This is a genomic window from Brevibacterium samyangense, from assembly GCF_039529845.1.
Lineage (GTDB): Bacteria > Actinomycetota > Actinomycetes > Actinomycetales > Brevibacteriaceae > Brevibacterium > Brevibacterium samyangense.
This window is the reverse complement of the sequence record NZ_BAAANO010000005.1, coordinates 52,937-66,258: the sequence shown is the minus strand read 5'-3', so window position 1 is coordinate 66,258 and position 13,322 is coordinate 52,937. Positions and strand designations below refer to the sequence as shown.

Annotated in this window: 10 protein-coding genes and 1 tRNA gene; 2 read left to right on the top strand and 9 right to left on the bottom strand. The window is 70.6% G+C overall.

What is annotated here, in order from left to right; all coding sequences use genetic code 11:
* Positions 1-74: 74 nt before the first annotated feature.
* From mscL to ABD172_RS02590, 3 genes are all read right to left on the bottom strand, one after another.
* Positions 75-500 carry a large conductance mechanosensitive channel protein MscL gene (gene mscL, locus ABD172_RS02600; protein WP_344306676.1) on the bottom strand — a complete coding sequence of 142 codons (426 nt, stop codon included), beginning with the start codon at positions 498-500 and terminating at the stop codon, positions 75-77.
* A gap of 113 nt (positions 501-613) precedes the next feature.
* A complete protein-coding gene (locus ABD172_RS02595; protein ID WP_344306674.1) occupies positions 614-904 on the bottom strand; it encodes a hypothetical protein in 291 nt (96 codons plus the stop codon).
* On the bottom strand, positions 901-6,102 hold the full coding sequence (locus ABD172_RS02590) for a DUF4011 domain-containing protein (protein ID WP_344306672.1): 5,202 nt from the start codon (positions 6,100-6,102) through the stop codon (positions 901-903). The genes ABD172_RS02595 and ABD172_RS02590 overlap by 4 nt, the downstream gene beginning before the upstream one ends.
* Before the next feature lie 130 nt (positions 6,103-6,232).
* Between ABD172_RS02590 and ABD172_RS02585 the strand changes: the two genes are divergently transcribed.
* Positions 6,233-6,305, top strand: a tRNA-Arg gene (locus tag ABD172_RS02585).
* A gap of 80 nt (positions 6,306-6,385) precedes the next feature.
* On the opposite strand, the gene ABD172_RS02580 is transcribed toward ABD172_RS02585, so the two are convergent.
* The 6 genes from ABD172_RS02580 to pdxH all read right to left on the bottom strand — a co-directional run bounded on the left by ABD172_RS02580 (position 6,386) and on the right by pdxH (position 12,034).
* A complete protein-coding gene (locus tag ABD172_RS02580) occupies positions 6,386-6,922 on the bottom strand; it encodes a mismatch-specific DNA-glycosylase (protein ID WP_344307047.1) in 537 nt (178 codons plus the stop codon).
* Positions 6,923-7,110: 188 nt separating this feature from the next.
* Positions 7,111-8,115, bottom strand: coding sequence for a universal stress protein (locus tag ABD172_RS02575; RefSeq protein ID WP_344306671.1), 1,005 nt, complete (start codon positions 8,113-8,115; stop codon positions 7,111-7,113).
* Between the two features lie 196 nt (positions 8,116-8,311).
* Positions 8,312-8,815: an HNH endonuclease gene (locus tag ABD172_RS02570; RefSeq protein WP_344306669.1), complete on the bottom strand. Its 504-nt coding sequence runs from the start codon at positions 8,813-8,815 to the stop codon at positions 8,312-8,314.
* Positions 8,816-9,299: 484 nt separating this feature from the next.
* The gene (locus ABD172_RS02565; RefSeq protein WP_344306667.1) at positions 9,300-10,157 is read right to left on the bottom strand and encodes a C40 family peptidase; all 858 of its coding nucleotides are present in this window, start codon (positions 10,155-10,157) and stop codon (positions 9,300-9,302) included.
* A gap of 402 nt (positions 10,158-10,559) precedes the next feature.
* Positions 10,560-11,243: an iron-dependent transcriptional repressor DtxR gene (locus tag ABD172_RS02560; protein ID WP_344306664.1), complete on the bottom strand. Its 684-nt coding sequence runs from the start codon at positions 11,241-11,243 to the stop codon at positions 10,560-10,562.
* A 104-nt stretch (positions 11,244-11,347) separates the two neighbouring features.
* Complete coding sequence (gene pdxH / locus ABD172_RS02555; RefSeq protein WP_344306662.1) at positions 11,348-12,034, bottom strand: pyridoxamine 5'-phosphate oxidase; 687 nt, start codon at positions 12,032-12,034, stop codon at positions 11,348-11,350.
* A 133-nt stretch (positions 12,035-12,167) separates the two neighbouring features.
* Here pdxH and serC point away from each other — a divergent pair, with 133 nt between their 5' ends.
* Positions 12,168-13,301 carry a phosphoserine transaminase gene (gene serC, locus ABD172_RS02550; protein WP_344306661.1) on the top strand — a complete coding sequence of 378 codons (1,134 nt, stop codon included), beginning with the start codon at positions 12,168-12,170 and terminating at the stop codon, positions 13,299-13,301.
* The last annotated feature ends 21 nt before the right edge of the window (positions 13,302-13,322 follow it).

Sequence of the window (13,322 nt, the reverse complement as noted above, 5' to 3'; positions counted from 1 at the left end):
CGGGCATCGGAATGCCCGCCGCCGGCGGTGTGTCGAGGTGGACCGGACTGAACGGTCCGGTGCCGCGACGCGTGTCAGAGACCCGTGCTGCCGTCCGTGCCGCGACCGGTCTGCTGGGTCTTGAGGATGTCCCGGATCTCGCCGAGGATCTCGTCGGTGGTCGGCGCCTCGACCTCCTCGGGCTCATCGACCTTGCGCAGCGAGGCGAGCTTGTTCATCGGCGCGATGAAGACGAAGTAGACGACGCCCGCGACGATGAGGAAGTTGATGGCGGCCGTGATGACGGCGCCGAGGTCGATCGTCGTGGTCTCGGCGAGTGCCGGACGGATGGTCCAGGTGAGGGCCGAGGTGTCGGGCGAGCCGATGGAGGCGATGACCGGATTGATCACATTGTCCGAGATCGCGGTGACGACGGCGGTGAACGCGGCACCGACGATGACGGCAGTCGCCAGTTCGATGACGTTTCCGCGGAGGAGGAAGTCCTTGAACCCTTTGAACATGGGAGCCCTTTCGGAGGTCGAGGCAGCGGAACTCCCACCGACTCCAGTGGCCTGCGCCTCGAGACACGATTGTCGTAATGTCGGTGGCCGACTCTCAGGATAGTAGCAGTGTCTCAGGCGTCCTTGTGGCTTTCGGCGCCGGTGTCCGGCGTGTCCTCACCGTCCGGGCGCCCCTGCCGCCGCCGGGCGTTCACCGTCCAGGACGGCGGTGCCCAGTGCGGCGGACGGTCCGCGAGGTACCGCTCGTCCCCCGACGGCGCGCCGGATCCGGCCCGTTCCGACGCGGATTCGTTCCGGAGTGTCCTCCGATAGACCTCGACGGCGGCCCGGGCGGCCGCCTTCCGGCGCGCCACCGCCTCCTCATCGGGTTCCGCCGCCGAGGCGTCGTTCCGTTCGCCGGTCACGACCCGGGGTTCTCCCCGTCCTTCTTCGCCGCACCGGTGTCCGCCGGTGCCGTCCCTTCGGTGTCCGCCGACGTTCTCGCCGGGCCCGCGTCGGGTGCCGGGGCACGGCCTCCCGCGCTCGCGGGCTTCGGGGCGGTGCCCTTCTGCGCACCCCGCCCGTTCGTCTGCTGACGTTCTCCCTGCGCACCGCCGGCGGCCGCACCGTTCTTCCCGGTGGCGCCGTTCTTCCCGGTCGCGCCGTTCTTCCCGGTCGCGCCCTTTGCACCGGGTCCCTTGGCACCGGGTCCCTTCGTACTCGGACCGTTCCCGGCGGATGCCTTCCTCTCCGGCATGCCTTCCTCCGCAGTGGCATCCTCCGCCGGTGCCGCGCCGCCGCCGTCCGTCTCCCCACGGAGGCGTTCGAGCAACGGTCCGTCCGAGGGCTCGCCGCGCAGGCCGGCGTCGAGAAGATCCTGTTCGCGGAGCTTTCCGGTGTCGAAGAGCGGCATGACATCGCCCTGTTCGACGGTCCCGGAGTGCGGCAGGAAGACATCACCCTCCGACCGGTCCGGGGTCGGGAGCGTGCGGACCTCCGCCGCGGTGCGCTTCGCCTCCTGGAAGCGTTCGCGGTACCGCGCGACCGCGGCGTCGAGTCCGCGTTCGACCCGATCGGTCGTCCCCTTCTGGGCGAGGGCGGCGCGCAGGTGGGCCTTGATCTCCGCATCGGAGCGGCCGATCCCGTCGGACTGGATCCAATCGACGGTCGCGTCGATGTCCTCCTGCGCGTACTTGTGCAGCGGCAGGCCCGGCGTCACCTTCGGCCGGGTACCCTGCCGTCCGACGACGACCGCCGCGGCCCGTGCCGCGTTGAGGACGGCCTGCGGCGAGAGATCCTCGACGGTCTCCTTCCACACCTCGAAGATCCGTTCTGCCTGGGCCTGCGGATCGACGAAGGCGTCCGTCGACCACAGGCGCAGACAACGCCAGCCGCGGCGGGCCAGGATCTCCGGGCGCAGCCGCTCGCGCTCACGCAGGCTCGGCACGCGCGCGTAGTCGGGCCCGTCGGACTCGACCGCGAGGGCCATCCCCTGGTCCCCCTCGGGCGACACGGCGACCGCGAGGTCGATGCCCGCGTAGTCCTCCTGGCTCGCGACACCCATCCGCCACAGGCGCTGGGCGATGTCGATGACGAGCGGATCGCGTTCGTCGGTCGTCGAGGCGGGACGTGCCCGCCCACCGGCCGCCATCGCCTGGAGCAGCGACGGCAACAGTTTCGCGCCGTGCTGGAGGCGACGCTCGTCGAAGTCGTCGGGGGCGAAGCAGGAGACGATCGTGAGCTTCCGCCGGGCCCGGGTGACGGCGGCCGCGAGCAGCCGCTCCCCGCCGGGCTTCGACAGCGCACCGAAGTCGTAGAGCACCCGTCCCTGGAGGGTCCGCCCGTACCCGAGCGAGAAGATCACGGCGTCGCGGGCCATCCCGTGGATGCGTTCGCAGTCCGTGACGACGAACGGTTCCTTCGTCGAATCCGTGAAGAACGACGCGACGTACGGGTACTGCCGGATGGCGGCCGCGATCGCCGCGGCCACGCGCTGGGCGTGCCACGGAGTGAGCGTGACCACCGCGAGGCTCTGCCGGGACCGGGTGCGGGCGTGGCGGATGACGAGGTCGACGACCCGTTCGACCTCGACGTCGAGGCTCTCGACCTGCCCGGTGGCGGTGTCCGGGGATCCGAGCGCATCAGCGACGTAGGAGAACTCGAGGCCCGACCCCTCGTTCGTGAGGGACGTCGGCAGGCTCGAGATCGCTCCGTCGTAGAACAGGGAGTTCGTGAGGTCGACGAGTCCCGGGGGCGACACCCGGTAGTTCATGTGGAGACGGTGGGTGGGAAGGAACTCCGCGAGTGCGGAGAACACACTCGGCCCGGTCGGTTCCTCCGTCTTCGTGCGACGGTCGACGGACACGCTGAAGTCGCGCGGTCCGAGCAGGCGGTCGTCGCCGAGGGCGATGACCTGCTTCGAGCGGGCGACCGCGGGCAACACCTCGGGCACGGTCATCCGTCCCGCATCCGCGATGACGACCGTGTCGAACAGGGGTGTCTGGGCGAACAGTTCGGGCACCTGGAACGGGCTCATCATCCAGATCGGGGCGATCGAGGTGAGCACGTGCGGGGCGTCCTCGCTGAAGGCACGGACATCGAGGCGCGCCGACCGCAGGTGGTCGCGGGCCTTCTTCGACTCCGCCGCGTGGTCGCCGATCGCGGCCTTCCACTTCTTCGCGTGGCTCCACCGCAGACGATCGGCACCGGCCGCAACGTACTTCTTGTCGCAGATCCGGTAGTCCGCGGCGACGCGGTGCAGCGCGACGCCGTCGTGGCCGCCCACCTGGGGGTCGGCGACGGCGAGGCTCTGGAGCACGGACGCCCAGTAGGCGAGGTCGAACTCCTGCCCGACGAGCGCGTGGGAGACGCGTCGTTCGCGCAGGTCGTCGATGAGATCGCCGAGGCCGGCCTCCCGGAGCTCGTCGTCGAGTTCCGTGCGCGCCGGGAGCGCGGCGAGGCTCGCGGTGTCCTCGCCGAGCGCCTCGAGGCGGGCCTGGAGCTCCTCGACGAGCATGCCCGCGAGGTCGCCCCCGTCGGGGGTCGTCTCGAGGTAGGGCCGGAGCGCCTCGAGATCACCGCTGATCTCCGCATGTGCCTCGTTCGCCTCGAGGAGACCGCGCGGCACGGTCGGACGGGTCCGACCGCCCGCGAGTTTCTCGAGGGCCGCCCGCTGCTCCTTCGCGGCGATGAGCGCGGTGTGGAGATCCGGCACGGAGACGCCCGGACGCAGGAACTCCTTCGCGGCCTTGCGCAGACGCCTGCGCTCGAGCAAGCCCATCTCGACGCCCCGCGAACGCCGGTACTCGGCGTCACCGGTCGCGTTGATGAGATCGGTGAGGCCGTGCGCGAACACGTCCGGGGAGAAGGAGTCGAGCGTCTTCCGGACGCCGAGGAGGAGGCCGAGGGCCTCGCCCCAGGCCCGCACGGTACGTTCGGGCGTGAGATCCGCGTGGGCGAACACCGGTTCAGCGAGCTCCACGAGTCCCGGAAGCCGCTTCGCGGCCCGGGCCGCGGCCTTCCGCGTCCGATCCGCCTCCTCGGTGGACGTGAGGCGGGCACCGAACCACACCGAGTCCGCGACGTCGAGGGTGAACGCGCCGAGCTCGGAGTACTTCAGCAGACGCTCGCGCAGCCGCGAGCGGGTCTGCTTGTCCGCCTCGATGATCGAGGCGCCGAACCGCACCGGTGTCGACGGTCCCGCATGGTCCGCGGTGAGCGCCGCGAGGTGCTCCATCGTCGAGTGCACGGACACACCCCAGGGCTCCCGGACCCGGTGGAGACTCTCGGTGTGCTTCTGCAGAGTCTCACGCTGTTCGGACAGACGGGTGAGGAGCTCGGTGAGATCGGGCTTCTCCGCCCGTTCCGCGTCCGTGATGAGGGAGATGAGTCGACGGTGCACGTCCGTGTTGCCCATCCGCCCGTCGACGACGAAGTCCGGCAGGCCGGCGGAGCGCATGCGGGAGGCGAAGTCGTCGAGGGCGTCGGAGTTCTGGGCGAGGAACAGCACACTGCGGCCCATGTGGGCGAGCGAGGTCGCGATCGCAACGGCGACCTGGGTGGCTCCGGTTCCGGGAGGTGTGTCGACGACGATCGAGCGACCGGCCATCGCGGCGTCGACGACGGCCTGCTGGTCACCGTCGACGTCGATCGCGAGGAACTCCTCCTGCGGCTTCCGGTCCGGCAGCGGGGCGGGCTTCTCCCGCACCGGCACGGGCGCAGGCTCCTCCCCGTCCGAGGCGCCCCTCGGCGATGCCGCACCCCGCGGCGCGTCGGTGCCCCCGGCGGCCTCCTGCGCGGACTCCTTCGTCGTCTCCCCCGCAGGAGCGGGTTTCTCCGGGGTCGTCCCCGCGCCGTCGGTCTTCGGAGCGTCGGGCTTCGCACCGTCGAACTTCGCGCCGTCGGCCTTCGCAGCGTCCGACGTCGCCGAGGCGTCCGCCTCCTCGGCACTCTCGCTCGTCACGGCATCGAGCGGCTCGGTCCGCGCCTTCGCGGACTCGGCCCGGCCGGCGCGCGCGGCGGCGCCCTCCTTGGGGTTCTCCGGTGCGCTGCCGTCGCCGGTCCCGGTGGAACCCTTCGACGCGGTCCCCTCTCCGGCGGACTTCGCATGTGCTTTCGCCGTCGACCCGTCCGCCTTCGCGGTCGAGGAGGCGGAGTCTCCGTCCGCGGAACCGGCGGTGGTGGGGACATCTGCTCCGGCGGTGGTGTCCCGGGCGCCCGAGGTCGCACCACCGGACCGGGCGTCGGAACCCGTGGGCGCCTCGACGGCGGGCGTGGACGTCGAGGTCTCCCCGGAGATCCGGACCGTCGGCTGGTGGTCGTGTTCGGCCGCGGCGTCGTCGGCGGCCGGACCGCCGAAGCCCACGCGGGCCGCGCGCTCACCCGCAAGGGCGCGGAGGACCGGGTGCACGGCCGGGAGCTCGTCCCCGGTGAAGGGTTCGACGATGTTCGCGAAGGTGCTCACGAACAGGCGTTGATTCACGAGGACCCCGGCGACGCCCTTGGTGACGGCGCGGAGGCGCTCGTAGACGGGTGCGGGGTCGAAGGTCTGGGCCCCGCCGGTCGCCGCGATCCATTCGGCGACGTCGATCTCGATGCCGTGTTCGGCACGGAGGTAGCGCACGAGCGCCGGGTTGATCGAGATGTCGTCGTCGAGGACGACCTCGAAGTCCTCGACGGAGGAGCCACGGGGCACGAGTTGCACGTGCCGGAGGATGACCGGGGCGTTGAACTCGGTGCGCGCGGCACCTTCGTCCCGGGTCCACGAGGCGAATCCGATCGCGAGGTGTGCCGCCTGGATCCCGCGTTCGCTCGCGAGGCGCTCGGCCTTCTGGCGGATGGACCGGGCTCGGCGGCGGGCGTCCGAGAGGACCTCGGGGTCACGCAGCAGGCTCGACAGGCGGGTGGGGCGGCCCGCGAGGAGCTGGGCGAGACCGGAGGGATGGGCGCCGGTGAAGTCGATCGACCCGTCGCGCGAATCCCGGAAGTGGAGCATGGTGTCGCGGCCACCGATCCGGGCGGCCTGTTCCTTCCAGGCAGCGAAGGACTCGGCGACCGCGGACCGGGTCACCGTCTCGCCGAGATCCCCGGCGGGCTTCTGAGCAGCAGAATCTGGAGTGGACACACGCCGAGCCTATCCAAATCGCCCGTGACTTCCGCGGGGGCGCACCGAGAGGACGGGCAAATGGCGCTGCTGTCCCCCACTGGTAGACTGGACGCCGCTGTGCGCACCGCGAAAGCTCGTGCCCACGCAGGCCCTCGTAGCTCAGGGGATAGAGCACCGCTCTCCTAAAGCGGGTGTCGTTGGTTCGAATCCAATCGAGGGCGCTCGATCATCGTGGTTGAGATCGAAACGCAAGACCCCCGGCCGTTCGCGGCCGGGGGTCCTGTCATTCACGGTGCGGTCGTCACCGGGCGTCGTCCTCGGAACCGTCCGCAGGCGCGTGCGCCGCATCCCACACCGCCCGCCACGTGTCGGCGAGCGTGTCGATCGTCTCGTGGGCGTTGAGTCCGCTCGGCTGGGGCACGACCCAGAGCGCCACGTCGCCGGGCCACCCGGGGATGTCCGAGGTGTCCTGGGGCCCGAGAACCGCCCTCGGCCGGGCGAAAGCCGTCCGGAAGGCCGTGATCCCGGCGATCGCGACGACCCGTGGCCGCAGCCGGGCCACCCGTTCCGTGAGTCGCTCCCCCGCTGCCCGGAGCTCCTGGCGCGTGAGTTCGTCGGCCCGCACCGTCGCCCGCCCGACGAGGTTCGTGAGACCGATCCCCCGGTCGAGCAACTGGGCCTCGTCCTCCGCGGAGAGCCCCCGCGAGGCGTCGACCGGGTGATCCGTGAGCCCCGCGCGATGGAGTGAGGGCCAGAACCGGTTCCCCGGTCGGGCGAACGGCGCGTTCACCGCCGCGGTCCAGAGCCCCGGGTTGATCCCGACGACGAGGAGGCGCATCGTCCCACGGGCCGGCTGCGTCGGGTCGACGGGGTCCGCCGGGAGGATGTCGTCGAGGACGTCCGGATCGTCCGTCGCGTAGGCCCGGAGTTCCTCCTTCGTCGGGCGCCGGTCCCCCGACGGCGAGGGGCGCCTCGGGACACCGCGTGTGCGGTGGTCCGAGGCGCCCCGTCCGGGAGTGCGCGCGTTCAGGAGTGGTGGTCCTTCTTCGTGCGGACGACCATCGTCGGGCACGCCGAGTACGGCAGCACCGACTGCGAGGTCGAACCGAGGAGCAGACCGGCGAAACCGCCACGACCGCGGGTGCCGATCACGAGGACGTCGGCGGTGTCCGAGGCGCGGACGAGCACCTCGGCGGGCTGGCCGTCGAAGAGCGTCCAGTGGACGTCGAGATCGGGGTGCTTCTCCGCCACTGCGAGGCGGGCGAGCTCGAGCTTGCCGGCACCCTCCTCGACGAGGCGTTCCATGTCACCGGTGCTCGGGAGCCATTCGGGTCCGACGACGGTCGTGCTGATAACCGCGACGATCTCCAGCGGGGTCCCGCGCTGCTCGGCGACGTCGGCCGCCGCCCAGAGTGCCGGCGACTCCTTGCCGAGCGAGTCGACGCCGACGACGACCTTGCCCGCGAAATCGAGGCCTGGGACGGTCTCCGCGTCCTCGTCGAGTTCGAACACGGTGCCGCGGTCGTCGCGGATCGGTCGGGACGAGGAGTTCTTCGGTGTGTGCTCACCCTCCGGCGACCAGCCGACGGGCACGACGATCGTCGGGCAGTGGGCGTGGGCCGGCAGCGCACTCGACACGGTGCCGAGCAGGCGTCCGGCGAATCCACCGCGGCCGCGGGATCCGACGACCGCGAGCGAGGCCTGCGAGGACTCCTCGACGAGCACGCCGGCCGCGTCACCGACCTCGATGACGGCCTCGACGCCGACTCCGGAGGCCTTGACCTCGGCGGCGGCCTCCTTGAGCGTGGCGGTCACCGACGCCCGGATCGAGGTGTCGTCGATCGGCACGTAGGAGACGTCGATCGTCGCCGCGGCGACACTCGGGATCGTGTAGGCGCCGACGAGCCGGATACTCCGGCCCAGGGCCTTCGCCTCGCCGATCGCGAAGCGCAGTGCATTGCGGCTCGCCTTCGAGCCGTCGATGCCGACGACGATGGCCTGGGGATCTGCGACTTTCACGTTCTGCGCCACGGCAACTCCTTTGTCCGTTCCTGCCGGGTTCCCGGTCCCGTACGACGTGGGCCCGGGCGTGCGGTCCTCCTGTGAGGATCACACGTCACTGTAGTCGTCCCGGACGCCCGGAGGGGAAATCCGCCCACGCACGGCCGGTGCGGCGTCTCACGATGGGAACACCCTGAGCAGGGAGAACATTCCTCTGTTCCGCAGTTCAGGCCGCCGAGGCGTACTCGAGGAACGGCCGCCAGGTATCGATCGGAGCATCCATGTCGCGCAACCAGAAGCTCCCCGTCCGCGGCTCCCGCGGCGTGATCCGCAGGCGCCAGCCCATCTCCTCGGGCGTGCGGTTGCTCTTGCGGTTGTTGCACTCCCGGCAGCACGCCACGAGGTTCTCCCAGGTGTTGATCCCACCGCGGGAACGCGGGAGGACGTGATCGACCGTCGTGGCATGGCCACCGCAGTACGCGCACCGATTGCGGTCACGCCGGAGGACACCGCGCCGGGACAGCGACACGGACCGGCCACGCGGTGGCTTCACGTATCGGGTGAGGAGGATGACCGAGGGTTGTTCCATCGCGAGGTTCGCGCTGCGCACGAGTGCGTCGTCCTCGGCGGCGAGGACCGTCGCCTTACCGCTGAGAACGAGCACGACGGCGCGCCGGAACGACACGACCGACATCGGTTCGTATCCCGCATTGAGCACCAGGGTCTTCATGTGTGTACTCCTCGCTCCGGGCGAGTCCGTGCCCGGTCCTGTGAGCGGTCGCCCGACTGCAGCCGGGCGGAAAACACGAAGGCGCTGCGCACAAGCGCAACGCCTCGATGGGAGATGAAGGGAGGTATCCGGTCAGCCGCGACCGGGGTGCCGTGAGCACGTGCCGCTCCGCCGGGCCGACCGAACGGCTCGGTGAAGGGGGTGCGTATGGCCGTGCCGCGGAATTCCCCACAGGGGAACTCCCGGGTCGGCTCCTCCGGGAAGGTGTTCATACTGCGACCAGGGTAGCGCAGGTCACGTCCGACACGGTCTCTCTCCGGCATCCGAACACGCGGTGAGCCGAGGAATTCGACGGGAGTTCACCTGCCCGCCGACAACCGACGGACGCCGATGAATGCACGACACCCGCTCGCGCGGCCAGGACCTGACGCGCGGAGCGGGTGTGTGCGGGCGCCGCCGGTGTGCGGCAGCGTGCCGAAGTGGATCAGAGAACGCGGATGTACGTGACCGAGCCCATCCACGAGTGGCTGCGGTAGGAGGTGTCGGAACGCGGGGAGCCCGCGTCGTACATCATGCCGTCACCGGCGTAGATGCCGATGTGTCCGGGGCGCCACACGAGGTCACCGGGGCGGGCCTCCGAGGCGGAGACGACGGTGCCGGCAGCCTTCTGTGCGCCCGAGGTACGGGGCAGGCTCACGCCGGCCTTGCCGTAGACGTACTGGAGGTAGCCGGAGCAGTCCCAGCCGCTGGGCGAGGTGCCACCGAGGACGTAGGGGACACCCACGTACTGCGAAGCGATGGAGATGACCTTGTCGGCGGTCGAGCCGTCCGGCACGGAGACCTCGGCCTCGGAGCTGCCGGAGGAGTCCTCGGAGCTGCCGGAGGAGTCCTCGGAGGAAGAGGAGCTCGAACCCGAGCCCTCACTGCGCTCGTTGGAGCGGGAAGTGCCGGTTCCGCGATCGGAACGGTCCGAGGTGGTGGTCGCCTCGGGCTCCGGCTCGGGCTCCGGAGCTGCAGTGGCCTTGGCGACCGAGGTCGCGGCGACGGCGGCGAGCTTGTCGGCCGACTCGTCGGCGGCGACGATCGTCGTCGCGGACTGGGCCGCGTACTCGACGGTGTCGGGGGCCTGCGCCTCGGCGGTGACGACGCCCTGGTCCTCGGTCTTGTCGGACTGGCCCACGGCCGGGATGCCGGCAGTGAGGACGAGTCCACCCGCTGCGGCCACGACGGCGGCGCGGCGGCCGACGGCACCGGAGTTGGCTCCGAGTGCCTCGGTGAGTTCGGTGAGCGGGGTCTTGACGCGGGTGTCCGCGGCGCGACGACCGTGCTTCTTCTGTGCCACTGGTGATTCCTCCACATACCGCCGGGGTGAGCTGTCGGGCTCGGGCCGGAGTTGCCCGGTCCTGGTGGACTTGGCCCCGAGTTCCGTGCGGCCGGCGTGCTGCCGATCGTCCGGAACGAAGGTGGGTCCCCCGTTGCCGCCTCGGGTCCTGTACTCCCCGACCGGCGGCGACACCAGGTAACCGGTGGGGAATCACCTCCGGTCCGGAGGCGACCGTTAAACCGTAACCGATGCACCCCGGTATGTCACATTACGATCACGAGAAAATGAAGAAACCTTCGCGATCTCATACATCGCCCCTGTTCAGACCGTATATAACGGCGAAATGTGATTCGTTACGAACGTGTCGGAACACGCCGAACGGGACGTTCCGATGCTCCGTGCCGGGGCCGGCCCCGGGTATCAGCTCCGCACGAACACGTGGGACGCGGTTTCGACCGGCAGATCGAGGACCGTGTCGTGGGCGCCCGCCCTCAGGGTGATGTACTCACCGACCTGGACGACCTCGACCTCCGTCCCGGGCATCACGCCGGTCTCCCGGAACTGGGCGAGGAGATAGGTGTCGACCTGGAGGGGTTCGGCGAACCACGCGATCGTCACCGTCGACCCGACCGACGTCGCCGCCACCGTGCTCAGCGACACGACCGCGGTCTCCGGTGCCGCCTCCACACCGAGGTCCTCGAGCCCCGGCACCGGGTTCCCGTAGGGACTGCGGGCGAACTCGGGCAGCATCGTCACGAGACGCTTCTCCACCTGCTCGCTCATCACGTGCTCCCACCGGCAGGCCTCGTCGTGGACGAGCTCCCAGTCGAGCCCGATGACGTCACTGAGCAGTCGTTCGGCGAGGCGGTGCTTGCGCATGACACCCGTGGCCACAGCGCGCCCGGCGGGGGTGAGTTCGAGATGTCGGTCCGCATCGACGACGAGGAGACCGTCGCGCTCCATCCGGGCGACGGTCTGCGAGACCGTGGGACCCGAGTGGTCGAGACGTTCGGCGATACGAGCCCGCAGGGGCACGATCCCCTGCTCCTCGAGCTCGACGATGGCCTTGAGATACATCTCGGTCGTATCGATGAGGTCGTTCACGCGCCGAATCCACTCCTTCTCACGTAGGCCTCCATTTTACGCACGCCCACGGGGGCCCGGTGCGGTGAGCTCCGCCTCCCGGACGGGACCGAGGAAATGCGCGCTCAGGGTTGGAGGCGGGTCACGGTCCAGGCGTCCGCGTCGTCGAGCGATCGCGGGGACCCGTCCGGCGTGCGGTACAGGAAACGGTCGTGGATCCGCGCGCGGCCACCCTGCCAGAACTCGATCGCGGAGGGACGCACCCGGTATCCACCCCAGTGCGGCGGCCGCCGGTCCGCGGAACCCGACTCCCCCTGGCGGACCCGTTCGACCGCGGCCTCGAGCGACGCGCGGGAGTCGATGGGCTGCGACTGCGCACTCGCCCACGCACCCAGGCGGGAGTCCTCGTCGCGGGAGAGGAAGTAGGCGTCGGAGAGTTCGGCGCTCACGGGCTCCACGCTGCCCCGCACCCGCACCTGCCGCTGCATGCCGTGCCAGGGAAAGGTGAGTGCCGCGCGCGGGGTCGCTCCCAGCTGCCGACCCTTCGTCGATCCGTAGTTCGTGTAGAAGACGAAACCGAGGGGGTCGAATCCCTTGAGCAGCACGAGGCGCCCGTCGGGCCCGTCCTCGTCGACCGTCGCGAGGACCATCGCATTGGGTTCGTCGACGGAGGCATCCCGGGCGTCTGCGTACCACCGGGAGAACTGGGCGAACGGGGTGTCGGCGACGCCGTCGAGGCGCCCGGCACCGTACTCACGGCGCGTGCGGGGGAGGTCGCCGAGGGGGTTGTGGGGATCGAGGGGGCTGTCCATGCGCACAGAATAGTCGCGGGGGGCGTGCGGGAAGGACAGGAGGACCGCAGCGGAGGTGCGATGCGGGCCGCGCCGGCCCACACCTCGGACGCACCGGACGGCCGCACTCGGCCGAAGCGTAGAATCCCCTCTCGTGACTGCTGTAGACACCACTGTGAAGATCCCGTCCGAGCTCCTGCCCGCGGACGGTCGATTCGGTTCCGGCCCGGCGCGCGTGAGGCCCGCCCAGATGGAGGCACTCGCGGCTGCGGGGCGTTCCGTCATGGGCACCTCGCACCGCCAGGCACCGGTGAAGAACGTCGTGGGACGCATCCGCACGGGCCTCACCGAGCTCTTCGACCTGCCCGAGGGGTACGAGGTGGTGCTCGGCAACGGTGGCTCCACCGCATTCTGGGACGCCGCAACCTTCGGCCTCGTCCGTGCGAAGGCCGTGCACGCCCAGTTCGGCGAGTTCGGGTCGAAGTTCGCGAAGGCGACGGCCACCGCACCGTTCCTCGAGGACTCCGTCGTCGTCGACGTCGACCCCGGCCGCGGCGGTGTTCCCACCGCCGTCGCGGGTGCCGATGTGTATGCCTGGCCGCACAACGAGACCTCGACCGGTGTCGCGACCGTCATCGCCCGCCCCGAGGGGATCGCGGAGGATGCACTCGTCGTCATCGACGCGACCTCGGCGGCCGGCGGCCTGCCCGTCGACATCACGCAGACCGACGTCTACTACTTCGCGCCGCAGAAGAACATGGGCTCCGACGGCGGGCTGTGGATCGCGATCATGTCCCCCCGCGCCATCGCGCGGGCCGAGGAGATCAAGGCGTCCGGCCGCTTCGTCCCGGCCTCCCTCGACCTCGTCACCGCGATCGAGAACTCCCGCAAGAACCAGACCTACAACACCCCCGCGGTCGCCACGCTCGTGCTCCTCGCCGAGCAGATCGAGTGGATCAACGGCAACGGCGGCCTCGCCTGGGCGGCGGAACGCACCGCCACCTCCTCCGGCCTCGTCTACGCGTGGGCCGAGGCGAACCCGGTGACGACCCCGTACGTCACCGACCCCGCGGACCGGTCCTCCGTCGTCTGCACGATCGACTTCGCCGACGAGGTGGACGCCGCCGCCGTCGCGAAGATCCTCCGGGCGAACGGCGTCGTCGACGTCGAGCCCTACCGCAAGCTCGGTCGCAACCAGCTGCGCATCGCGACGTTCGTCTCCGTCGACACCGACGACGTCAAGGCACTCCTCGCGTGCCTCGACTACGTCCTCGGCGCGATCGCCTGACGCCTCACCCGACGAAGAAGC

Coding starts and splice junctions, on each gene's coding strand:
- mscL (WP_344306676.1), bottom strand. CDS start 500: ATGTTCAAAGGGTTCAAGGACTTCCTCCTCCGCGGAAACGTCATCGAA.
- ABD172_RS02580 (WP_344307047.1), bottom strand. CDS start 6,922: ATGCGCCTCCTCGTCGTCGGGATCAACCCGGGGCTCTGGACCGCGGCG.
- ABD172_RS02570 (WP_344306669.1), bottom strand. CDS start 8,815: ATGAAGACCCTGGTGCTCAATGCGGGATACGAACCGATGTCGGTCGTG.
- pdxH (WP_344306662.1), bottom strand. CDS start 12,034: ATGGACAGCCCCCTCGATCCCCACAACCCCCTCGGCGACCTCCCCCGC.